General features: G+C 66.5%; 20 protein-coding genes. 11 read left to right on the top strand and 9 right to left on the bottom strand.

Going from position 1 to position 21571, the window contains the following annotated elements; genetic code table 11:
• The first annotated feature begins 424 nt into the window (after window positions 1-424).
• Together ACT4N3_RS14045 and ACT4N3_RS14040 are read left to right on the top strand one after the other, a co-directional pair.
• The gene (locus ACT4N3_RS14045; protein ID WP_444855849.1) at window positions 425-1315 is read left to right on the top strand and encodes an arginase family protein; all 891 of its coding nucleotides are present in this window, start codon (window positions 425-427) and stop codon (window positions 1313-1315) included.
• Window positions 1312-1806, top strand: a complete 495-nt coding sequence (locus tag ACT4N3_RS14040; protein ID WP_444855848.1) for a flavin reductase family protein — start codon at window positions 1312-1314, stop codon at window positions 1804-1806. Before ACT4N3_RS14045 ends, ACT4N3_RS14040 begins: the two co-directional genes overlap by 4 nt.
• On the opposite strand, the gene ACT4N3_RS14035 is transcribed toward ACT4N3_RS14040, so the two are convergent.
• Window positions 1803-2237 carry a VOC family protein gene (locus tag ACT4N3_RS14035; RefSeq protein WP_444855847.1) on the bottom strand — a complete coding sequence of 145 codons (435 nt, stop codon included), beginning with the start codon at window positions 2235-2237 and terminating at the stop codon, window positions 1803-1805. The genes ACT4N3_RS14040 and ACT4N3_RS14035 overlap by 4 nt on opposite strands.
• A gap of 131 nt (window positions 2238-2368) precedes the next feature.
• Here ACT4N3_RS14035 and ACT4N3_RS14030 point away from each other — a divergent pair, with 131 nt between their 5' ends.
• The gene (locus ACT4N3_RS14030; protein WP_444855846.1) at window positions 2369-2743 is read left to right on the top strand and encodes a hypothetical protein; all 375 of its coding nucleotides are present in this window, start codon (window positions 2369-2371) and stop codon (window positions 2741-2743) included.
• Here the strand turns inward: ACT4N3_RS14030 and queG are convergent.
• Window positions 2718-3758: a tRNA epoxyqueuosine(34) reductase QueG gene (queG, locus tag ACT4N3_RS14025; protein WP_444855845.1), complete on the bottom strand. Its 1041-nt coding sequence runs from the start codon at window positions 3756-3758 to the stop codon at window positions 2718-2720. The two genes, ACT4N3_RS14030 and queG, sit on opposite strands and share 26 nt — an antisense overlap.
• A gap of 68 nt (window positions 3759-3826) precedes the next feature.
• Here queG and ACT4N3_RS14020 point away from each other — a divergent pair, with 68 nt between their 5' ends.
• Window positions 3827-4777, top strand: coding sequence for an ABC transporter ATP-binding protein (locus ACT4N3_RS14020; RefSeq protein WP_444855844.1), 951 nt, complete (start codon window positions 3827-3829; stop codon window positions 4775-4777).
• Window positions 4777-6045, top strand: coding sequence for an ABC transporter permease (locus ACT4N3_RS14015; RefSeq protein WP_444855843.1), 1269 nt, complete (start codon window positions 4777-4779; stop codon window positions 6043-6045). Before ACT4N3_RS14020 ends, ACT4N3_RS14015 begins: the two co-directional genes overlap by 1 nt.
• On the opposite strand, the gene ACT4N3_RS14010 is transcribed toward ACT4N3_RS14015, so the two are convergent.
• The 5 genes from ACT4N3_RS14010 to ACT4N3_RS13990 all read right to left on the bottom strand — a co-directional run bounded on the left by ACT4N3_RS14010 (window position 6042) and on the right by ACT4N3_RS13990 (window position 13346).
• Window positions 6042-7295, bottom strand: coding sequence for an adenylate/guanylate cyclase domain-containing protein (locus ACT4N3_RS14010; protein WP_444855842.1), 1254 nt, complete (start codon window positions 7293-7295; stop codon window positions 6042-6044). The two genes, ACT4N3_RS14015 and ACT4N3_RS14010, sit on opposite strands and share 4 nt — an antisense overlap.
• Window positions 7296-7327: 32 nt before the next feature.
• Window positions 7328-8089 carry an isocitrate lyase/PEP mutase family protein gene (locus tag ACT4N3_RS14005; protein WP_444855841.1) on the bottom strand — a complete coding sequence of 254 codons (762 nt, stop codon included), beginning with the start codon at window positions 8087-8089 and terminating at the stop codon, window positions 7328-7330.
• Window positions 8090-8544: 455 nt separating this feature from the next.
• On the bottom strand, window positions 8545-9351 hold the full coding sequence (locus ACT4N3_RS14000; protein ID WP_444855840.1) for a LytR/AlgR family response regulator transcription factor: 807 nt from the start codon (window positions 9349-9351) through the stop codon (window positions 8545-8547).
• Window positions 9352-10518 (bottom strand): sensor histidine kinase, encoded by a 1167-nt coding sequence (locus ACT4N3_RS13995; protein ID WP_444855839.1) that lies wholly within the window; start codon window positions 10516-10518, stop codon window positions 9352-9354.
• The gene (locus ACT4N3_RS13990) at window positions 10518-13346 is read right to left on the bottom strand and encodes a M16 family metallopeptidase (protein WP_444855838.1); all 2829 of its coding nucleotides are present in this window, start codon (window positions 13344-13346) and stop codon (window positions 10518-10520) included. Before ACT4N3_RS13990 ends, ACT4N3_RS13995 begins: the two co-directional genes overlap by 1 nt.
• Window positions 13347-13562: 216 nt before the next feature.
• On the opposite strand from ACT4N3_RS13990, the gene uvrA reads away from it, so the two are divergent.
• The 6 genes from uvrA to ACT4N3_RS13960 all read left to right on the top strand — a co-directional run bounded on the left by uvrA (window position 13563) and on the right by ACT4N3_RS13960 (window position 19659).
• Window positions 13563-16670 (top strand): excinuclease ABC subunit UvrA, encoded by a 3108-nt coding sequence (gene uvrA, locus ACT4N3_RS13985; protein WP_444855837.1) that lies wholly within the window; start codon window positions 13563-13565, stop codon window positions 16668-16670.
• 364 nt (window positions 16671-17034) lie between these two features.
• Complete coding sequence (locus tag ACT4N3_RS13980; RefSeq protein WP_444855836.1) at window positions 17035-17598, top strand: hypothetical protein; 564 nt, start codon at window positions 17035-17037, stop codon at window positions 17596-17598.
• Window positions 17599-17628: 30 nt separating this feature from the next.
• On the top strand, window positions 17629-18174 hold the full coding sequence (locus ACT4N3_RS13975) for a hypothetical protein (protein ID WP_444855835.1): 546 nt from the start codon (window positions 17629-17631) through the stop codon (window positions 18172-18174).
• Window positions 18175-18933: a hypothetical protein gene (locus ACT4N3_RS13970; protein WP_444855834.1), complete on the top strand. Its 759-nt coding sequence runs from the start codon at window positions 18175-18177 to the stop codon at window positions 18931-18933.
• A gap of 26 nt (window positions 18934-18959) precedes the next feature.
• On the top strand, window positions 18960-19316 hold the full coding sequence (locus tag ACT4N3_RS13965) for a hypothetical protein (protein ID WP_444855833.1): 357 nt from the start codon (window positions 18960-18962) through the stop codon (window positions 19314-19316).
• 178 nt (window positions 19317-19494) lie between these two features.
• Window positions 19495-19659 (top strand): hypothetical protein, encoded by a 165-nt coding sequence (locus ACT4N3_RS13960; protein ID WP_444855832.1) that lies wholly within the window; start codon window positions 19495-19497, stop codon window positions 19657-19659.
• 234 nt (window positions 19660-19893) lie between these two features.
• Here ACT4N3_RS13960 and ACT4N3_RS13955 read toward each other — a convergent pair whose 3' ends face one another.
• Window positions 19894-20466, bottom strand: coding sequence for a hypothetical protein (locus ACT4N3_RS13955; RefSeq protein WP_444855831.1), 573 nt, complete (start codon window positions 20464-20466; stop codon window positions 19894-19896).
• 897 nt (window positions 20467-21363) lie between these two features.
• On the bottom strand, window positions 21364-21571 hold a 208-nt coding region (locus tag ACT4N3_RS13950; RefSeq protein ID WP_444855830.1), incomplete at its 5' end, for a hypothetical protein.

The raw sequence follows: 21571 nt of genomic DNA, 5'->3' as shown, positions 1-21571 counted from the left end.
GCGGACGATCCGCCCGTCCTGGATGCCGATCGCGCCATTCTCGATCGCGCCGAACGGCCCGGCGACACCCGGGTCCATCGTGGCGATATGGCAGTCGATCAGCAGGCGGTCCCACATGGCCTCGCCTGTAGGGTCCATACCTGATACCGGCAACGGCCGTGACGGAGCGGATTTTGGTTCAGGGCAAGGAGCGAGGAGTGGAGCGATGTTATCGCATCGTGACCGACGAGCGACGCGGCCCTGGGCCAAAAGCCGCCCGCCCCAAAGGGGTCGCCCGGAGCAGGCCGCCGGCTGCGTCGGCCGGCTTGTCCGGGCCACCAGCCCGGCCTGCGCCACCCTCCTATCCGGCGACCTGCTCCGGGCGATCACGACCATTGCCGGTATCAGGTATGGACCCTTGGAGCGCGGGCGATAGGGCAAAGCCATGAGCTGGAAATCGATCGCCGACCTGATCGGGGGCAAGGATTGGGGCATCGGCCTGCTTGGCGTTCCCTTGGGTCTCGGCTCTGTGACGCCCGGCCGCTGCGATCTCGCCCCCGCGCTGATTAGACGAACGCTCGCCCGGGTCAGCACATATGATATCGAGAGCGATACCGAGATAAGAACAAGGCTCGGCGATGCTGGCGACCTGGACGTCGCGACGCTTTCCCCAAGCGAAGCGTTTGAAAAAATTCGAGACGGAGTAGATCACTTCGCCGAATTCTTATCTCTGCTTGTCATTTTGGGCGGCAATAATGCCGTCGCCCGCCCTGCTGCCCATGGGTTGGCAAGAGGCCTAAGCCTGCCGCTGGATAAAATCGGCGTCATTACGCTAGACGCCCATTTTGACATGCGAGCAACTGATAAGGGGCCAATGAACGGCAACCCGATCCGCTACCTGCTAGAGGATGGGCTACCCGGCAGCAACATACGTCAAATCGGTTTGGCGCCCTACGCAAACACAAGAAAAATGGCGACGGACATGCGAGCGGCTGGCGGGCGTTACTGGACCATCGCCGACTGCCGCGAACGTGGGATCGGAGCAATAATTGATGCCGCGCTGGGCGACCTCGCGCATGCTGAGGCGATCCTGGTCGATTTCGATATCGACGTGATCGACCGCGCCCAGCTTCCCGGCGCGCCGGGCGCTCGGCCGGGCGGGATGCCGGTGCAGATGTTCTTCGATGCGGCGCGCCTGCTGGCGGCAGAAGAAAGGGTGCGGCTCGTCGATTTGACCGAGTTCGATCCCAGCCTCGATGCGACCGATCTTTCCGCGCTCACCGCGGCGCGCTGGGTGGCCGAAATCCTCGCCGGCTACGAGGCGCGCGCGCGATGAACGAAACCGGACCCCAGCTCGCCGAGGCGTTCAAGCAGGCGATGCGGCGCGTCGCCGCGACGGTGAACGTCATCTCGATCTGCGTCGACGGCAAGCCCAAGGGGATCACGGCGACCGCGGTTTCGGTCGTCTCGATGGACCCGCCGAGCCTGCTCGTCTGCGTCAACCAGACCGCGTCGGTTCATCCGTCGATCGAGAATGTCGAGCATTTCAACGTCAATGTCCTGCACCGCGACCAGGCCGAGGTCGCGACCATCTTCGCCAACCGCAGCCTCGAGACGCAGCGCTTCATCCGCGGCTGGGACAATGACTGCGTCACCCCGCCCAAGCTGCGGGGCGCCCAGGCCGTGATCCGCTGCCGCCGCATCGATCATCACCGCTTCGGCACGCATTCGATCTTCGTCGGCGTCGTCGAGGAGGTGGCGATGCGCGACGAGATCGACCCGCTCGTCTATCTCGACGGCGGCTTCGGCGGCTGCGCCGGTCGCTAGGGCGCCTGGTCCGGCGCGAACAACTTCGCCGGATCGGCCATCGCCTTGATCTCGAGCGCGTTGCCGCTGGGATCGAGGAAAAACATGGTGGCCTGCTCGCCCACCTCGCCCCTGAACCGCACTTTCGGCTCGATCACGAACTCGGCGCCGGCGTCAGTCAGTTTGGTCGCCATTTTCTCCCACTCCGCCATCGGCAGCACCGCGCCGAAGTGCGGCACCGGCACATGGTCGCCGTCCACCGGGCTGGTATGGACGCTTGCGACCCTGGCGGGGTCGAGATGGGCGACGATCTGGTGACCGAAAAAGTCGAAATCGACCCAGGTCTCGGAGTGGCGCCCCTCCGGGCAACCGAGCAGTCCGCCGTAGAAGGCGCGGGCCGCCGCGAGATCGTGGACCGGGAAGGCGAGATGAAAGGGCGGCCGGGAAGTCATCGCCGCCTTCTAGCCGCACGGCCACGAAAGGCGAGGGCGATGTTGCGGCGGGCCGTGGCGGCGGCACGGCGCGCCGGCTTGCCGTTCGCGCCCTTCCGTGATTCCCTGCCGGCCGCTACGGGGAGGGCGTGATGCGTGGACTTTTGCTTGGCGCCTTGGCCGCCCTGCCGCTCGCCGCTTGCGTCGCGCCGCAGGCCGCGCCGCCGCCGCCATCGATCGCCGCACCGCCGCCGATTTCACCCGGAGGGCTGGAAGCGGTGATGGGCGCGACCGCGCAACGACTGATCGCCCAGTTCGGCAATCCCGATCTCGATCTGCGCGAAGGGCCGGCGCGCAAGCTGCAATTTCTCGCGCCGGCCTGCGTGCTCGACGCCTATCTCTATCCGCCGCGCGGCGGGCGCGGCGAGCCCGTTGTCACCCACGTCGATGCCCGTCAGCCCGACGGCCGCGACATGGACCGCGCCTCCTGCGTCGCCGCGCTTACGGCGGAACGACAGAATCGCTGAGCCGCGCCAGCGCCCAGCTTGCCGCTTCCGAAACCACCGCGTCCTCGTCGCCCGTCAGTTTCTGCAGCATCGGGATCAGGTCGGGCCGACCGCTATTGCCCGCTGCGATCGCCGCATTGCGGACCATCCGGTTCCGCCCGATCCGCTTGATCGGCGAGCCCGCGAAGACCCTGCGGAATCCAGCATCGTCGAGCGCCAGCAGGTCGGCCAGCGCCGGCGCGGCCAGCTCGGCGCGGGGAATGAACGCCTGATTCGCCCGGGCCGCATCGGCGAAGCGGTTCCAGGGGCAGACCGCGAGGCAATCGTCGCAGCCATAGATGCGATTGCCGATCGCCTCGCGGAACTCCTCCGGAATCGGGCCCTTATGCTCGATCGTGAGGTAGGAGATGCAGCGCCGCGCATCGAGCTGGAAGGGCGCCGGGAAGGCGTCTGTGGGGCATGCCGCCATGCAGGCCGAGCAGCTTCCGCAGCGCATCGCGTGGGGCGCGTCCGGCGCGATTTCCAGCGTCGTGTAGATCGCGCCGAGGAAGAGCCAGCTGCCGTCGGTGCGGCTGACCAGATTGGTATGCTTGCCTTGCCAGCCGATTCCGGCCGCCTCGGCCAGGGGCTTCTCCATCACCGGCGCGGTGTCGACGAACACCTTCACGTCCGCGCCGCTCTGCTCGACGATCCACCGCGCCAGGCTCTTAAGCGCCTTCTTGACCACGTCATGATAGTCCGCGCCCTGCGCATAGACCGAGATCCGGCCGCGCTCCGGGCTGTCCGCCAGCGCCAGCGGGTCGCCGGCGGGCGCGTAACTCATGCCGAGCGCGATCACGCTTTTCACGTCCGGCCACAGCCCGGCCGGCGACCCGCGCTGCGCGGCCCGCTCCTCCATCCAGATCATGTCGCCATGCGCGCCCGCCGCCAGCCACTGGCGCAGCCGCTCGGCCGTCTCCGGCGCGGCGTCGGCGCGCGCGACTCCCACCGCGCAAAAGCCCAATTCGGACGCTTTTTCCGCTAGCGCATCGCGCACTTTGTCTTGCCTTCCAACATCTTCTTCGCTTTACCCTTTTCCTGGGGTCAGGGGGAAGGATCAGCTGCTTGCCGTCCGCTTTAGCGATCGAGGCGAAGGGCCTGCGCAAGTCCTTCGACGGCAAGGAAGCCGTGCGCGGCATCGACATCGCGGTCCCGGAAGGCAGCATCTACGGCATCCTCGGCCCCAATGGCGCCGGCAAGACGACGACCTTGCGGATGCTGCTCGGCATCATCGAGCCGGACGAGGGCCATCGTACCCTGCTCGGCCATGAGCGCCCGCTCGAGGCGGCGAAGATCGTCGGCTATTTGCCCGAGGAGCGGGGTCTCTATCCGGCGATGACGACCAAGGAGGCGATCGCCTTCATGGGTGCGTTGCGCGGCCTGCCGCTCGACGTCGGCCGCAAGCGGGCGGAGATATTGCTCACCGAGAATGGCCTCGGCGACTATGTGAACAAGCCGATCAAAAGCCTCAGCAAGGGCATGGCGCAGACCATCCAGCTGTTCGGCACGATCGTCCACCAACCCAAGCTGGTCGTTCTCGACGAGCCCTTTTCCGGCCTCGACGCAATCAACCAGGGCCGGCTGGAGCATATGATCCGCGAGGAAGCGGCGGCGGGAACGACGGTCATCTTCTCCACCCATGTCATCCACCATGCCGAGCGGCTGTGCGAGCGGATCGCGATCATCGCCGACGGCCGGATCCGCTTCGAAGGCCTGGTCGCCGAGGCGCGCGACCGGCTGCGGCCGCAGGTGCGGCTGAAGACCCGCGCCGCGGAGGGGCCGTGGCGCGCGGCGCTGCCGGCCGATGCCGTGCTGCGCGACGGCCATTGGGATTTCGAGCTGCCAATGGGCGGCGTCGAGCCGCTGCTGCGGGCGTTGCTCGACGGCGGCGCCGGGATCGAGGAGCTTTCGATCGAGCGGCGCGGCCTGCACGATGCCTTCGTCGCCATCGCCGGCGAGGCGGTCGCCAAGGCGATGGGCGACGAAGAAGAGCCGCCACTCGGAGAAGCGGCATGATGAGCGTGTGGGAGGCGGCGTGGGTGATCGCCCGGCGCGATTTCGTCGCCACCGTCTATTCGCGCAGCTTCATATTGTTCCTGATCGTGCCGCTGCTGCTGTTCGGCGCGTCGCTCGCGGTCAGCATCTGGGTCGACGACGCGGATGCGAGCTCGTCGCAGCCGCGCATCGCCGTCGTCGCCGACAGCGCCACCGGGGCGGCGCTGATGGCGGCGCGGCAAAGGCTCGCCGACGCGCTGACGCCGGTCAGCGAGCGCCGCGAGGGCCGGCAGAGCCGCAGCTACCCGATCCTCGAAATCGTCCAGCCGGCCGAGAATGTCGGGCCGCAGGCGGAGCGGCTGCTCGCCGACGAAAGCGGCAGCTATTCGGCGGTGCTGAGTGGCACGCTGGAACGCCTGACGCTGACCGGGCCGGCGCGGGTCGACAACAGCCTCGCCCAGCGGATCGGCCTGATCGTCGAGGATGCACGGCGCGTCGCGGCGCTCGCCGCCGCCGGGCGGACGCCGGCCGCCGCGCCGGTCGAGCGGGTGATCACCGCCCAGGCGGCCGGCAACCTCCAGTCCATTCGCCGCGGCATTGCGCGCTCGGTGATGGGGATCATTTTCTTCATCACCATATTGCTCGCGACCCTGCTGCTGTCGAACCTCGCGGAGGAGAAGACGAACAAGGTGATCGAGATCCTTGCCGCCTCGGTGCCGCTCGATTCGGTGTTCCTCGGCAAGCTGATCGCGATGCTCGGCATTTCCTTCGTCGGCCTTGCGCTCTGGGGTGGGATCGCCGGCCTGGCTTATCTTTTCCTGCAGGCGGTCCAGGATTTCGTGACCCTGCCGACGGCAGGGCCGGCGGTCGGCTGGCCTGTCCTCGTTCTGCTGGTGCTGGTCTATTACGGGACCAACTATATGCTGCTCGGCGCCTTGTTCCTCGGCATCGGCGGCCAGGCGAGCAACATCCGCGAGATTCAGACGCTGACCATGCCGGTGACGATGCTGCAGGCGGGCGTCTTCTTCCTCGCCATCAGCGTCGTCGGCCGCTCCGAGGGCGCTCTCTACTGGTTCGCGTACATCTTCCCGTTCAGCTCGCCGATGGCGATGATCGGGATGGCGTCCGAGTCGGAGACGCTCTGGCCCCACCTCGTGGCCTTGCTCTGGCAGGCGCTCTGGATCGCGCTCATCATCCGGATTTCGTCGCGCCTGTTCCGCCGGACGGTGCTGAAGTCCGGCTCAAGCACCAGCTTCTTCAATTTCGGACGGCGCGGCGCGGCAAGCTAGGCGCTGCTCTCCAGTGTCGCGAGATAGACTTCGGTTTCGCCGACGCCCTTGAGCACGAGTATCTGCGGCTCGCAGGCGATCATCGAGCCGACCTGGAGCCATGCGGCTTCGGAAACCGCGATCCCGTTCGGCGGCGCGACGCTTTGCAGCCGGGCCGCGATGTTCATCGTATCGCCCCAATAATCATAGGCCAGCCGGTTGGTGCCGATCACCCCGCCCACCGCCGGCCCGACATGCAGGCCGACCCGCGCCTGCAGCGCGATGCCGCGCTCCTCGCTGAGCGCCTTGAGCTCGCCGATCAGGTCGCGGGCGAAGCCGACCGCGGCGCGGGCATCCGCATCGCGCGACGCCATCCCTCCCGCCACGGCAAGATAGGCGTCGCCGATCGTCTTCACTTTCTCCAGCCCGTGCCGGTCGCAGCAGCGGTCGCCGGCCGAGAAATAGGCGTTGAGCAGCTGCACGAGATGACCGGGCGACAGCCGCTTGGCGAGCCGCGAGAAGCCGACCAGATCGACGAACACGACCGCCACGTCGGTGAACGCGTCGGCCACCGCGTCGCCCGCCTTCAGCCGCGCCGCCACCTCCTGCGGCAGCACGTTGTAGAGCAGTTCCTCGGTCTTCGCCTTTTCGGCCGCCAGCGCGAGGTTGGCGGTGAACACTTCGCGGGCGCGCCGCTCGACGTCCCAGTTGAAGTAGAGGGCGAAGATCCAGAAGGTGCTGAAATTGGTGAGCGTATAGACTCGGCTGATGTCGGGTACGCCGGGCCGGGTCATCATCCAGATGATGGCGAGGCCGAGCAGGACGGTCGCCCAGACGAGAAACAGCCGGAAGGTGCCGGCGAAGCCGACGCTCGCGAACACGACCAGGATGCCGAGCTGGACCATCACCATGACGTGCGGCGGGAAGCCGGTGAAGGGGGCGAGATCGGCCAGCACCTGGCTCAGCCAGCCCATGCCCAGGGCGAGCAGGACGAAGACCGGCAGGTCGATCGCCGGCCTCTCCTGGTAGAGCCGCGTCTGGGTCAGCAGGAAGAAGCCGATCATCATCGCGCCGAGCACCGCAGCCGCGGCGGCATAAGCGGTGACGCCGGCGCGCGGGAAATGCATCGGGTTGATCAGGATGTAGGAGCCCAGGGTCGCGACCGCGATGACGATCAGGGCGCGGATCGCACGTCCGCGTTGCGCACGTTCCTCGCTCAGAAAGGCGCGTTCCGTCTCGGGATCGGCGAACCGGGGCGCGAAGGCGGCCATGCCGCGAGGCTAGGGCGGCGTCCGGCCCAAGTCTATGTGCCGGCGAACTCGGCCGCGGCCGCGTCCTTCAGCGCCTTCATCGCCAGCTTGTGCGGGAAGGGGCCGTGGCTCACCCGCGCGACGCCCGCTGCGGCGACGTCCGCCGCCGTCGGCGATCCCGGCCAGGCCATGAAATTGACCGGCAGCGGCGAGGCTCCGCACAGCCGCTCCAGCAAGGCGAGATCGGCAAGGTCCGGCGCGAAGAAGCCGCTCGCGCCAGCCTCGGCATAGGCCCGCGCCCGCTCGATCGCCGCCTCGACCTTCACCGCGTCGTGCGTTTCGGCCTTCGCTTTCAGGAAGATGTCGGTGCGCGCGTTGATGAAGAAATCCGCGCCCACCGCCGCGCGCGCCGCGCGGATGCGCGCCGCCTGCGCCTCGGTCGCGTGCAACCCCTCGCCGCCAACGACCTGGTCTTCGAAATTGCAGCCGATCGCGCCTGTCGCGGCGAGCCGCTTCATATTCGCAGCGACGCCGTCGGGCTCGATCGCATAGCCGCCCTCGAAATCGATCGTCACCGGCAGGTCGACCGCCTCGACGATCAGCGCCGCATTGGCGAGCGCGAGCCCGATCGGCAGCCCCTCCGCGTCGGCGAAGCCGTTCGCGGCGGCGACCGAGGCGCTCCCCGTCGCGATCGCCTTCGCGCCCGCTTCGGCCACGGCTTTGGCGCTGCCGGCGTCCCAGATGTTGTACAGGATCAAGGGGTCGCCGGGCACATGAAGCGCGGCGAAGGCGGCGTGTTTCTCGGTCTGGGTCATGACGGCCTCCCTGGCGCGGCGCGCGACGCTTGCCGCTCCGTTTCTTGCGGTCAACCCTCGCTCGCTTCGGCCAGAGGTTTCAAAGAATCGCGATGTCAGGTTGTGGCCGGCCGAACCAGCCTGCACGATCGACCTTGCACCTCGAACGACCACGTGTCTTCGATCGTGGTGACGTAGCCGATCGGGCAGATGGTCCTCATCCCATCGGCATGAACAAGGCGAATCTGGCCCGAGCCTTCGCCGCAACGATCAGCTACGACCCCGCCGAAGCGTGTGCCCGATCGCTCCAGGGCCACTTCAGGCCTCTCGCAGATCGACACTGCCGCCGATAACACCGGGCTAGCCGCATTCCCGGCGTCCACAAAAAATGAGTGTCTGACCGGCGAACATCCAGCGAGCAAAGCCAATGCTGCAGCAACGAGCCGCTTCATCTCGCCCGCACGGGATCAGAGCATCTAGTGCACAAACCGCGCGACCACGTCGCGGTAGGAGCGTGACACCTTCACCTGCTGGCCCGAGCCCAGCACCAGGAAGCATTCGCCATTGGTGTGCGGCTTCACCTGCCTCACCTGGTCGAGATTGACGATCGTCGAGCGGTGGACGCGCTGGAAGCGGCGCGGGTCGAGGCGCTTCTCCAGGTCCTTCATCGTCTCGCGCAGGATGAGCGTGTTGTCGGCGGTCTTGATGCACATATAGTCGCCCGCCGCCTCGACCTGCTCGATCGTGTCGACGTCGACCCGGAAAATCTGGCCGCGGTCCTTGATGTTGATCATCTTCTCGTAGCGGCTGGCGGCATGGTCGCCTCCCTCCGCGGAGGCCTCATGCTCCTCCATCGCCTCGGGCGCGACCTCGGCCAACACTTCCTTGAGCTGGCTGGCCTCTTCGGCGCCGCGCTTCTCGGCCAGCCGCTGACGGACTCGTTCGAGCGTGTCGGCGAGCCGCGCTTCCTCGACCGGCTTCATCAGATAGTCGACCGCGTCGGCCTCGAAGGCGCGCAGCGCGTGGTCCTGATAGGCGGTGACGAAGACGACCAAAGGCGGTTCCACCTCCATCAGGCCCTGGATGACCGAAAAGCCGTCGAAGCCCGGCATCTGGATGTCGAGGAAGACGAGATCGGGCTTGTGGGTCTTGATCGACCGGATCGCCTCCCGGCCGTTCGAACAGGTGTCGACGACCTCGATGTCGTCGAATGGCTCCAGGCGCAGCTTGAGGCCCTCGATCGCCAGGGGCTCGTCGTCCACCAGGATGGTGCGGATGGGCATTCAACGCTCCTCGATTTCAATTTGATATGGGATTTCGATGAACACGCGAAAGCCCCCTGTCGCGTCAGACTGTGTCTCGAACCGCTGGTTGTCGCCATAGGCCTGCGCCAGACGGTCGCGAATGTTCGCCAGACCGACGCCGGTCGATTGCTCGGCGCGCACCGTATATTGCGCGTCCGCTCCCGGCCCGGTGTCGACGACGTTGACGATCACCCGGTCGGTCTGGCGGCGGATCTCGATCGTGATGTCGGCGCCCTCCTCCTGCGGCGTCACCGCATATTTGATCGCATTCTCGATCAAGGGCTGGAGCAGGAGCGAGGGGAGCAGGGCCCGAGAGCAGCTCGGATCGACGCTGAAATGGGCCCTCAGGCGGTCCTCGAAGCGCATCTTCTCGATTTCGAGATAGAGCTTCAGCGTCTCCACCTCCTGGGCGATCGTCACCATCGCGGTCGGCTCGTTGACCAGGGTGTAGCGCAGGAAGGAAGAGAGGCGGGACAGCATCGCGTTCGCCCGCTCGGTTTTCTTCAGCAGCACCAGGGTCGATATCGAATTGAGCGTGTTGAACAGGAAATGCGGGTTGAGCTGGTAGCGCAACATGGCGAGCTGCGCATTCGAGGCCTGCGCCTCGAGCCGCAGCAGCCGGTCCGACTGCTCCTCCAGCAGGATGTAGAAATTGATGCTGTAATAGAGCGCCGACCAGGCGAGCAGCAGCGAGACGGTGAGCAGGATCGCGCCGAGGAAGCGGACGCCTTCGGGGCGCATGCCGGGTTGGATGAAGGTCGCGACGCTCCACGTCTCGATCGCCGAGAAGATCGCGGCGGCGCCGATCACGATCAGGATCGAGCCGACCCAGGTGAAAATCTCCCGCATCTGGATGAGGCGGCGATAGGCTGCGGCCATCAGAAGGGTGATCGAATAGCCGGTCGCGGTCAGCAGCGAGGTGTGGATGACGTAGGACCAGCCGAAATCGTTGGCGAAGCCGGACAACGTGCCGAGCACGAAATAGCCGCCCCAGCCCAGGGTCTGGAGCGTCCAGAAGGCGCGGTTCTTGTCCTCGAAGAAGGGCCGGCCGTGCAGCCGGAACGGATTCCAGCCGGTCGGGGCGGGCGCCGGAGTTGGCGCGGGCCGCGCTTCGGGCGCGGCGATCGAGGCGATGCCGTCGGCCATTATTCGCGTGTCGCGGCCTGCTCCCTAGCGGGAAGGACGAGCATCGACCAGTCGCCTTGGTCGGTCACCCAGGTCGCGACCGCGCGGCGCACGTCCTCGGGCGTCAGCGCGCGATAGTCGGCGAGGTAGGAGCGGACGTTCGCGATGTCGCGCTCGTCGCGCTCCCAATTCTCCAGCGCCTGCAGCCAGTATCCGTTGGTCGCCAGCCGCCGCTCGATGCCGCTGATCACCGGATTCTGCGCCCGGGCGAACTCCTCGGCCGAGGCGGGGCGGGCGGCGAGATCGGCGACGATCTCGCGCGCGACGCGGAAGAAGGTCTCGGCCCGCTCGGGCCGGATCTCGGCGGTGACGAAGACGATGCCCCAGTCGGGGAAGCTCTCGGCGCCGAGATAGGCGGCGCTCGGCGCGTAGGTGGCCCCCTCCTCCTCGCGCAGCCGGTCGAACAGCCGCGCCTGGAGGATATTGCCGGCCAGGCTGAGCGCCCTCCGCTCCCGCGTGCGGTCGCGGCCGCCGAGCGTCGTCCAGCCGATCAATGCATAGGCCTGGTTCGGGTCGCCCCGATGGGTGAAGCGGACCGGCTCCGGATTAGGGGCGGGCGGCCGCGGCGGGTAGATCGCCCGGTCGCGCTCGGGTCGGCGCGGCAAGGCGGCGACGGTCTGCCTCATCGCCGCCACCGCCGTCTCAAGGTCGACGTCGCCGACGATGATCGCATGGACCGGCCCTTGCGCCAGCAATGGCGCATAAGCGCGCTGGAATGTCTCCGCCGTCGCCGCCTCGATGTCGGTCCGCTCGACCGGCCGCCAGCGCGCGTCGCCGGGCCGGATCACGGAACCCAGCTCGCGGCCGGCGCGGGCGGAGGCGGAGGCGAATTGCAGGTCGTAGCCGTCCAGCGCGCTCGACCGGAAGCGGGCGAGCAGGGCCGGATCCCAGCGCGGATGAACCAGCTTGGTGGCGAGCAGCCTGAGCTGATCGGGCAGGTCGGCGACGCTGGTCTGGCCACCGAGGACGAAGGCGTCCTCGTCGATGCTGAACGACATGCCGATCCGCCGCCCGGTCAGCAGCCGCTCCATCCCGTCCAGATCGAGCCCGGCGAGGCCGGAGGGCGCGACCAGCGGGCTCATCCAGCCATAGTTGGCTCCATTCGGCGAGATCCCGGCGATGCCGCGGCCGAAACGCAGCTGCACGGCGACCGCACTGCGGTCGAACTCGGTTCTCTTGTGGGTCAGCGTCGCGCCGTTGGCGAAGCGGACGATAGTGACGCCCATGTCGGCGATCGTCCGCCGCGACACCTCCCGTCCCGGCCGGCCGAGCGCCGGCAGATCGTCGAAGCTCACCCGCCGCTCGGCGGCGCGGGTCGCGGGCGCGGCGGCGCGGGCAGTGGCCAGTCCCTCGGCGAGCGCCGTCGCGCCACCCGCAATCGCCTCGGGCGCCGTCACCAGCAGGCGGGGGCCGGAGCCGGTGAACAGGCTCTGCAATGCGGCCGCGATCCGCTCCGGAGTCATTTCCGGCGCAATGCGCTCGAAATTGTCCAGCGTCGTCTGGGCGGTGGCGACGACGGCATTATTGTCGATCGCCGAGGCGAGCCGCTCGGCGTGGAGCTGGGACAAAGCCGTCGCCTCCCCCTGCACGGCGGCGGCGGCGGAGGTTCGGATGTTCCTGAGCTCGCGGTCGATCTCGGCGGTGCTGGGCGGCGCGCGGAGCGCATCGCCGATGATCGCGAACGCTTCGGTCAGCCCCTCGCGCCAGCGCCCGTCGCGCGCCGTCACCGAGAGCGAGGTCATGTTCGCGGCGGCGCGCTGGCGGGTCGGCGCGATCGAGGCGGCGATGAACGCCGATTCGCCGCGCGCATGCGCCTCCAGCCGGCGGTTGACGATCCGCGCCGCCAGCATCTCTTCCAGGAACTGCCGCTCGCGCGCGATCGTGTGCGGCGCGGCTTCGTAGGGCCGCACCCAGGTCGCGGTCGCGGTCACCGGCACGCCGGGATAAGCGAGCGCAGCGACCGGCGAGGCAGGCTCGGTCGGCCGGCCGGGATCGGGGTCGGCCGGATTGGAACCCTCGCCTTGCCAGCCGCCGAAGCGGGACCGGACCAGCTCCTCCAGCATCGCCGGATCGGCGTCGCCGACCAGGATCACGGTCGCCCGCTCCGGCCGGTACCAGCGCCGATAGAAGCCGCGCAGGCCCTCGGCGGTGGCGCCGTTCAGCGTCGCCTCGGTGCCGATCGGATCGCGCTCGGCATAGCGCAGCCCGGCATAGACGAGCGGCCAGCTCGTCTCGAAAAAGCGCTGCGTGAGCTCGGGTCGCCGGTTCTTCTCGGACAGAATGACCGGACGCTCGGCGGCCACCGCGGCGGCCTCGAACCGCGCCCGGGTCATCATCTCGGCGAGCACCTCCAGGCTGCGGTCGAGATTGGCCCGGTCGGCATGGGGCAGATCGAGCTGGTAGACGGTCTCGGTCGAATCCGTCGTCGCATTGGTGTCGCTGCCGAAGCTTGCGCCCAGCTCGGCCCAGATTTCGCGCGCCCTGCGGTCGGGGAAATTCTCCGTGCCCCGAAACAGCATATGCTCCACATAATGCGCCCAGCCGCGCTCGTTATCGGCCTCGTGCAGCGAGCCGGCGTCGATCCGGACGCGGATCGAGACCTGGCCGGCGGGCAGCGCGTTGCGCCGCACCGCGTAGCGGAGGCCATTGGGCAACGTCCCGAACCGCCAGCCGGGATCGCGGGCGATGTCGGAGCCGCGATAGAGCCAGTCCGCGTCGCCCGTCTGGGCGAGCAGCGGCGGCGCGACGAGCAGCGAAACAGCGAGCAGCAGCGCGCGGAGGAAAGTCATGCGGCCTTCTGGGGAAGCGGCGTCCGAATGTCGAGCCGCTGTCCCCCAGAGCGGGTTGACCGGCGATGAACCGCGCCGCGTCGCCTTGCCTTCCGCCGGCCTGCGCCCCATCTCGCGCGTGCCGCGTTGACGGACGTTGTGACCCCTTCTAACAATAGAACATAGCTGGAACGAACGGCCGATGCTGACCCATCTCTGTCAATTTAGATGTTTCGTATGTTGACCCATCTAAGCGTCCGCGGTGCGCGGGAGCACAATCTCAAGGATATCGACGTCGATATCCCGCGCGAGACGCTGACCGTGATCACCGGGCTCAGCGGCTCGGGCAAATCTTCGCTCGCCTTCGACACCATCTATGCCGAGGGCCAGCGGCGCTATGTCGAGTCGCTGAGCGCCTATGCGCGCCAGTTCCTCGAGATGATGCAGAAGCCCGACGTCGATCATATCGACGGGCTCTCGCCGGCGATCTCGATCGAGCAGAAGACGACCAGCCGCAACCCGCGCTCGACGGTCGCGACGGTCACCGAAATCTACGATTATATGCGCCTGCTCTGGGCGCGGGTCGGCGTGCCCTACAGCCCCGCCACCGGCCTGCCGATCAGCGCCCAGACGGTCAGCCAGATGGTCGACCGGACGATGGCCCTGCCCGAAGGCACGCGGCTCTATCTGCTCGCCCCGGTCGTGCGCGGGCGCAAGGGCGAATATCGCAGGGAACTGGCCGAGTGGCAGAAGGCCGGCTTTACCCGCGTCCGCATCGACGGCCGGTTTTACGAGATCGAGGAGGCTCCGGCCCTCGACAAGAAATACAAGCACGACATCGAGGTGGTGGTCGACCGGCTGGTCGTGCGCGAGGGGATCGAGACGCGGCTGGCGGATTCGCTGGAGCAGGCGCTGAAGCTCGCCGACGGGACGGTCTATCTCGACCCGGCGGACCAGTCCCCCTCCCTGCCAAGGGAGGGGCTAGGGGTGGGTGCCGCCGAAGGCGGCCCGGACGCCGAGGCGGGAGGCTCGCTGGGCGAGCCTACCCACCCCCGGCCCCTCCCTTCCAGGGAGGGGGGCAAGAATGTCGGTGTGGCGAAGGCGCTGGAGGAGGCCCATGAGCGGGCCGTCCTCGCCACCAACGCGCCCGAGGGCCGCATCGTCTTCTCGGAAAAATTCGCCTGTCCGGTCAGCGGCTTCACCATCCCCGAGATCGAGCCGCGTTTGTTCAGCTTCAACGCGCCGCAGGGGGCGTGCCCGGGCTGCGACGGGCTGGGCGAGAAGCAATTGTTCGATCCGGACCTGATCGTCCCCAACGAGGCGCTCAGCATCAAGAAAGGCGCGGTCGTGCCCTGGGCGCGCTCCAACCCGCCCAGCCCTTATTACATGCAGGTGCTGGGCTCCCTCGCCCGCGAATATGATTTCAGCCTGGAGACGCCGTGGCGCGAGCTGCCGGAGGCGGCCCAGGACGTCATCCTCAACGGCTCCAGGGGCCGCCCGGTCACGCTCCGCTTCATCGACGGCCGCAAGTCCTACGAGGTCACCAAGCCGTTCGACGGCGTCATCGGCAACCTCAACCGCCGCCTGGCTCAGACCGAATCGGCATGGATGCGCGAGGAGCTGGCCCGCTACCAGGCGCCGCAGCCCTGCGAAATCTGCCACGGCGCCCGCCTCCGCCCCGAGCCGCTGGCGGTGAAGATCGCTGGCGAGCATATCAGCCAGGCGACCGCCCGCTCGGTCCGCCATGCTTTGGCCTGGTTCGAGTTTCTGCACGAGAAGCTCACCCCGACCCAGAACGAGATCGCCCGCGCGATCCTGAAGGAGATCAACGAGCGGCTCGGCTTCCTCAACAATGTCGGCCTCGACTATCTCGACCTGAACCGCACCTCGGGCACGCTCTCCGGCGGCGAATCGCAGCGCATCCGCCTGGCCAGCCAGATCGGCTCCGGCCTCTCCGGCGTCCTCTACGTGCTCGACGAGCCCTCGATCGGCCTCCACCAGCGCGACAATGATCGCCTCCTCGTCACCCTCCGGCGCCTCCGCGATCTCGGCAACACCGTCATCGTCGTCGAGCATGACGAGGACAGCATCCGCCAGGCGGATTATGTCATCGACATGGGGCCGGGCGCCGGCGTCCATGGCGGCGAAATCGTCGCGCACGGCAAGCTCGACGACGTGCTCTCCTGCGAGGCGTCGCTGACCGCCGATTACCTCACCGGCCGCCGCTCCGTCCCGATCCCGGCGCAGCGCCGCAAGGGCACCGGCCGGAAGCTCACCCTCTCCGGCGCCACCGCCAACAACCTCAAGGGCGTCACCGCCGCGATCCCGCTCGGCGCCTTCGTCTGCGTCACCGGCGTCTCGGGCTCCGGCAAGTCGAGCTTCACCATCGACACGCTCTACGCCGCCGCCGCCCGCCACCTGAACGGCGCCCGCCTCACCGCCGGCCGGCACGGGAAGCTCACCGGCCTCGAATATCTCGACAAGGTGATCGACATCGATCAGTCGCCGATCGGCCGCACGCCGCGCTCCAATCCGGCCACCTATACCGGCGCCTTCACCCAGATCCGCGACTGGTTCGCCGGGCTCCCTGAATCGCAGGCGCGCGGCTACAAGCCCGGCCGGTTCAGCTTCAACGTCAAGGGCGGCCGCTGCGAGGCCTGCGCCGGCGACGGCCTGATCAAGATCGAGATGCACTTCCTCCCGGACGTCTATGTGACGTGCGAGGAATGCCACGGCCGCCGCTACAATCGCGAGACGCTGGAGGTCAGGTTCAAGGGCCGCAGCATCGCCGATGTGCTCGACATGACGGTCGAGGACGCGGCCGAGTTCTTCAAGGCCGTCCCGCCGATCCGCGACAAGATGGCGATGCTGGCCGAGGTGGGCCTGGGCTATATCAAGGTCGGCCAGCAGGCGACGACGCTCAGCGGCGGCGAGGCCCAGCGCGTGAAGCTCGCCAAGGAGCTGTCGCGGCGGGCCACCGGCCAGACCCTCTACATCCTCGACGAGCCCACCACCGGGCTTCACTTCGAGGATGTGCGGAAATTGCTGGAGGTGCTCCATGCGTTGGTGGAGCAGGGCAATTCGGTGGTGGTGATCGAGCATAACCTCGAGGTCATCAAGACGGCCGACTGGATTCTGGACCTGGGTCCCGAAGGCGGCGACAAGGGAGGCGAGATCGTCGCCGAAGGGACGCCGGAGGACGTGGCGGGGGAGAAGCGGAGCTATACCGGGCAGTATCTGGCGGAGATTCTGGCGCGGTCGGAGCGGGTGGAGAGCGGGCCGGCGATCAAGCTGGCGAAGGGGCGGGCGCGAGTGTCGAAGCGGGAGCGGGAGGCGGCAGAGTAGCAGGAAAACCGCACCTACGGGCCCGCCGACACCAAATGCGTACTGACTACCTCGATCTGCGTATCGCCTGACGGCGTCCAGTCCTCGCCGGGATACACACAGACCAAACTCGCTACACAATTCCTCTTCAGCCGCCTGTTGCGTCCTCCAATGCCGCGCTCCACATTTGTATCCCGGCGCATACTGGACTACATTAGGCACTCCACAGATTTCGCCGGTCCATACATCATAGCGCAAACGAGAGGTGAATACCGCGTCCTGCGGGGGTGAATGAAGGGATACAATTATACGAGCGTGTCTTATCGCTTGACAAATAAGCATTGGCTGCTGATACAGAAGCAAATTTGGGTTCGGGAGTGGGTGAATGACCGAAGATTCCGCCACGTATGAGCTAAAGATCGACGGCTCAGGCCTTTCCCTGTCGCGGACCATCGACGAAAGTGCGCTTCGGGGCATTCTTCATGTCATTCTCGGCGGCGGCCCACTGCAAGGAGCCCCAGATACGACCAAACTTATTGGTCCCGAATCTACCGCTTCGGCAGCACAGCTTGGATCAAAGAATCGGCTGTCGCTGCGGGAACATCTCACTGCTACCGCGGCAAAGCGAAATCCCGATAAGATCTTGGCGATTGCGGATTATCTCGAACGGGTCGAAGGGCTTCACGGCTTTAGTAAGGACGATATCAAGGCTCGGTTCCGAGCTGCGGGTGAATCGCCGCCTGGGAACTTCCCAAGGGATTTTTCTTGGACAGTTAGCAACGGTTGGATAGCCGAAGACGCTCAATCAAAGGGCCAGTTCTACGTTACGCGCACCGGCCAAAGCGCCATCGAGGCGGGGTTCTCCGATGACGTGACGAAGACTTCGAAACTGCGATCGGGTCGGCGTCGCCGCGGCCGCTCTGCCGCCGCAGAGGGGAACGGCGAGTAATGGGCTAGGTCGGCTGGCGGGGGACGGAACATGAATGAGCTCGATGCGATGAAAACAATTGCGGAAAAGCTTGATAAGCTATCCGCCGACGAGCTGCAGCGCGTCCTTGCTTGGGTCGGTGCCAAATATGGAAGTGGCGCGCCTGCGATCGGCTCCAGTCCGCCAGCTCCAGCGTCGAAGCCCGCCACGGCCGCACCCCCAACGAAGTCATCCGCTAAAAAGACAAGTAAGAAATCGAAGTCAATTATATCAATGGACAAGACTTTGAATTTGTCGCCGTCAGGAAAGAAATCTGCCGTCCAGTTCGCTACGGAGAAGAAGCCCTCAAATTCCAGACAGAAATGTGTAGTGGCGGCCTACTATTTGCGTGAGTTCGTCGAGAACGATAAGGTGTCGGTATCGTCGATCTACACCTTCTTCAAAACCCTGGGATGGCCCCTGCCTGCGGACCTGAAGAATATGCTGAGTCAGGCTGGCACGGCGGGGTGGCTCGACACGTCTGATTTCGAGGACATAAAGATCACTCCGATCGGTGAGAATCTCATCGAACACGATCTCCCTGCGGCAAAAGCATAGATGACCTACTATCTCACGGGCGTTCCCAATCTATTTGAGGACGAGCTTTTTAAGCACTATCGCGAGATCGAACGAAACTTTCGTGAGCGCCGATGGGAACCAGCAGAGCTAAACGGGGGGAAGCTGTGTGAGGTGGCGTACTCGATCTTGCGAGGCCATGTCGATGGCAGCTTTTCCAGTAAACCGGCTAAGCCGGCCAAGTTCGCGCAGGCTTGTCTCGATCTGGAAAAGGCTCCGGCAAGCTTCGGTCGGTCCATACGACTGCTAGTGCCACGAGTCATGATTGCGCTTTACGACGTCCGGAATAGCCGGAGCGTGGGGCATGTAGGCGGCGACGTTAATCCGAATCACATGGATTCCGTGTGCGTGCTTCACATGGCGAAGTGGATAGTCTGCGAGCTGATAAGGTTGTTCTATGGAGTTTCGACTTCCGAGGCTCAGAATCTCGTTGAAGCGATCTCAGAACGGGAGGTTCCGCTCGTATGGGAAACGGGCACGCGCCGAAGGGTTTTGGCGACCAACCTATTGATGCTCGAAAAAACGCTAGTTCTCCTATATTCAGCGGTGGATCCGGTATCTGAAGCAAGCCTCGTTGCCGATCTCGAACATTCTAACGCTTCAGTCTATCGACGTGATGTTATTCGGAAGGCGCACAAGAACCGACTTCTCGAATACAACGAGGCCGCCCGAACCGTCGTAATATCCCCGTTGGGATCGAAACGCGTTGAAGAGCAGATACTTCCGAGGACGGCGCTTTGAGCTCATCGGAGGACAGGAGTCCCAACATGACCACCGCCACAAACCTTGCCACGCTCCAATCCGCTTATGCCGGCTGGTCCTCGACCAAGGGCGGCAATGTCGCCGAGATCATCGACATGTTCGACGAAACGGTCGAGATGCGCTCGGCGCTGAGCCCGGACGTGCCGGACGCGGTCGCCGGCGTTCACATGAACCGGGCGGGCGCGCAGGCCTATTTCGACGGGCTGCTCAGGGACTGGGAGATGCTGTCCTACGATGTCGAGAAGTTCGTCGGTCAGGGTCCGTCCCCGGTCCCCGCAATGGCCGAGATCGCCCGGAGAAGGCCGCCGGCAAGGAGGACGGTGCAGTCCGGGCTGGTGGCCCGGACAAGCCGATCGACGTAGCCGGCGGCCTTCTCCGGACGACCGCGAAGCGGCGGGCGGCTTTTGGCCCATGGCGGCGTCGCTCGTCGGTCACGATGCAATCCAGCATCGCTCCGCTCCTCGCTCCTTGCCCTGAACCAAAATCCGCTCCGTCACGGCCGTTGCGGGGACCGGGGACGGACCCTCAGGCGACACGATCGTGATGATCGGTCGCTGCGCCTGGCGCAACAAGGCGAACGGCAACGTCATCGACACGCCCAAGGTCGACGTCCACACCTTCAACGCCGCCGGCAAGGTCGTGCGTTTTCAGGAGGTGTATGACACGCTGGGTTTCGCTCGGGCCTTGGGCGCAGTGCCGGCCTGACCGGCCGGTAAGGTGATCCGCTAGAGTCTTTGTCGCCGCGATTTCCGAGTCGCCGGGGGCTCCGCTCCCGGCTCGCAATCGCTCCTGAGGTCTACGACACGCTCGGCTTCGCCCGCGCCCTCGGCGCGGTGTAGGCGGCGACACATTGCCGCCTTTTCGGCGCGGCAGCGCTCCGAGACGGTGATGTTTCACGCACCTCCCCGGATCGGTCCGCCATCCCTCGGGCTACAAGAATCAGCGCGATGCAGCGGCCCGATAGACGTCACCTAAATTGTTGCGCGGCGACACGTCGGCCGAGCCTTTCTGGCCTGAGGGACCATCCGGGCCGACATTGCCGAAACGACCATTGGAACCGTCCCGTCCCCGGCTCCCGCCATGACAATAAGTGGTGTTCGCGCCGCGGGGGCCGCCGGAACCTCCCTGACCGCCGCGCCCGCCCTGCCCGCCGAGCCCGCCGTCGCCAGGCACGTTGATCAGGTTGGCGAACGTGATGATGTCGAGAAAGGCACGGGGGCCGGCATAGACGACACGGCCCCCATCGCCGCCTTGCCCTCCCTGGCCGCCTGTTCCTCCGCGACCGCCATCCCCGCCTGGACCGCCATCGCCGGGGCCGCGATTACACCACAAGGGGCCGTCGCTGCCGGGATTGCCCTGCGCGCCGTCGCCGCCATTGCCCCCAATGCCACCTACACCTCCCGTTCCGCCCATGATGCCGGGGAGGAGGACAAGAAGGTTCATCCAGGGGATCGGGTTGCCGGGCTGATCGATCATTCGCTCACCGAACAGATAGAGGAGGGGGATCTTCATGCTCCCGCCCGTCTGACCTTGCCCGCCTTGCCCGCCGGCGCCCCCGCCGGCATTGTCCTCGGGACCGGGAGGACCGCCATTTCCCGGGCCGCCAGCTCCGCCCTGCGGAGCGGCTTCTGTAAGATCGCGCCTGATGATGGCACGCCGTTGGGGCGCCAGGAACTTCCATCGCCGCGCAACAATGGCCGCCCATGGGAGCGCCTGGTCGGTGAGGCTGGTCATCGTGAGGATCGCGTCCTGGGACAGCACGAGCTCGTCGCACTTGAGCACCTGACCGGTGTAAATCTCATTGCTGGAAACGTTGAAGATGGCTCGGTTCGGCGCTGCCCTTATTGCCGATATGACTGCGGGAGGAATCGGGGTTGCGAACCTCACCTCGTCGCGAAGGTCCCCGAGTTGACGATAGACCGTGGCCCCATCAGTCATGCGACTTCCCCTTATCGCTCCCGAGCGCAGCGCTGTTCTACACGCGGGCCGCGGAGAGCCGCTTAGGAGATGAGTCCGGAATATCTCCATTTCGGCGGATCGCGCGCCGTCCGTTGGCGCGAAGCGGCAGCGCCCGCGATTTTCGCTTTCCTACACGCCCCCCTTTGCCATATCTGATTCGTCCCCTTCGCCCGGATGAGGGAGGACGCCCATGCCCGCCGCTCTCGCCGCTTCGCCGCCGTGCCGCGCGCTGTGGGCGCGTCGCTCCCCTCCTGGGGTGGAAGCTTTGCAAACTTCCGGGAGCGCCCGGTCCCCATGGCCAGTGCGAACATTGGGACCATTCGCCTGTCCCGAGCGTGTCGAGGGGCCGCGCCGGTCCCCCCGCCGGCCGTCATTGGCATAACTTTAGCGTAACTTTTGGGCCGGCCGCTTCGCGGCGCTTACAAGCCGCCCCGCTTTGCCCCAAATTGCCTATGCGGGGCCGGCGGGATATGCGACTCCCGGGCAGGCGGAGCGGGAGGCGAGCGAGGTGGTGACGGCCGTGCAATGGAGGATCGGTTCACTGGCGGCAATGATCTCCGGCCTGGGGATGATTCTGGCCTGCAGCGCCCTGCCGACCGGCACCAACGCGGCCGAAGCGCAGACCGCGTCCCGGGCGGCGGCCGCCTGCATCAGGCCG

Source organism: Sphingosinicella sp. (assembly GCF_052388015.1).
Lineage (GTDB): Bacteria > Pseudomonadota > Alphaproteobacteria > Sphingomonadales > Sphingomonadaceae > Allosphingosinicella.
Note: the sequence above shows the minus strand (reverse complement) of the source record. Positions and strands in the feature narration are given on the sequence as shown.

What these genes read in the sequence shown, in the direction of transcription:
- ACT4N3_RS13975 (WP_444855835.1), top strand. Translation starts at nt 17,629, where the DNA reads ATGAATGAGCTCGATGCGATGAAAACAATTGCGGAAAAGCTTGATAAG.
- ACT4N3_RS13980 (WP_444855836.1), top strand. Translation starts at nt 17,035, where the DNA reads ATGACCGAAGATTCCGCCACGTATGAGCTAAAGATCGACGGCTCAGGC.
- ACT4N3_RS13990 (WP_444855838.1), bottom strand. Translation starts at nt 13,346, where the DNA reads ATGACTTTCCTCCGCGCGCTGCTGCTCGCTGTTTCGCTGCTCGTCGCG.
- uvrA (WP_444855837.1), top strand. Translation starts at nt 13,563, where the DNA reads ATGTTGACCCATCTAAGCGTCCGCGGTGCGCGGGAGCACAATCTCAAG.
- ACT4N3_RS14040 (WP_444855848.1), top strand. Translation starts at nt 1,312, where the DNA reads ATGAACGAAACCGGACCCCAGCTCGCCGAGGCGTTCAAGCAGGCGATG.
- ACT4N3_RS13995 (WP_444855839.1), bottom strand. Translation starts at nt 10,518, where the DNA reads ATGGCCGACGGCATCGCCTCGATCGCCGCGCCCGAAGCGCGGCCCGCG.
- ACT4N3_RS13955 (WP_444855831.1), bottom strand. Translation starts at nt 20,466, where the DNA reads ATGAAGATCCCCCTCCTCTATCTGTTCGGTGAGCGAATGATCGATCAG.
- ACT4N3_RS14000 (WP_444855840.1), bottom strand. Translation starts at nt 9,351, where the DNA reads ATGCCCATCCGCACCATCCTGGTGGACGACGAGCCCCTGGCGATCGAG.
- ACT4N3_RS14045 (WP_444855849.1), top strand. Translation starts at nt 425, where the DNA reads ATGAGCTGGAAATCGATCGCCGACCTGATCGGGGGCAAGGATTGGGGC.
- ACT4N3_RS14035 (WP_444855847.1), bottom strand. Translation starts at nt 2,237, where the DNA reads ATGACTTCCCGGCCGCCCTTTCATCTCGCCTTCCCGGTCCACGATCTC.
- ACT4N3_RS13970 (WP_444855834.1), top strand. Translation starts at nt 18,175, where the DNA reads ATGACCTACTATCTCACGGGCGTTCCCAATCTATTTGAGGACGAGCTT.
- ACT4N3_RS14010 (WP_444855842.1), bottom strand. Translation starts at nt 7,295, where the DNA reads ATGGCCGCCTTCGCGCCCCGGTTCGCCGATCCCGAGACGGAACGCGCC.
- ACT4N3_RS14005 (WP_444855841.1), bottom strand. Translation starts at nt 8,089, where the DNA reads ATGACCCAGACCGAGAAACACGCCGCCTTCGCCGCGCTTCATGTGCCC.
- ACT4N3_RS14015 (WP_444855843.1), top strand. Translation starts at nt 4,777, where the DNA reads ATGAGCGTGTGGGAGGCGGCGTGGGTGATCGCCCGGCGCGATTTCGTC.
- ACT4N3_RS14030 (WP_444855846.1), top strand. Translation starts at nt 2,369, where the DNA reads ATGCGTGGACTTTTGCTTGGCGCCTTGGCCGCCCTGCCGCTCGCCGCT.
- ACT4N3_RS13965 (WP_444855833.1), top strand. Translation starts at nt 18,960, where the DNA reads ATGACCACCGCCACAAACCTTGCCACGCTCCAATCCGCTTATGCCGGC.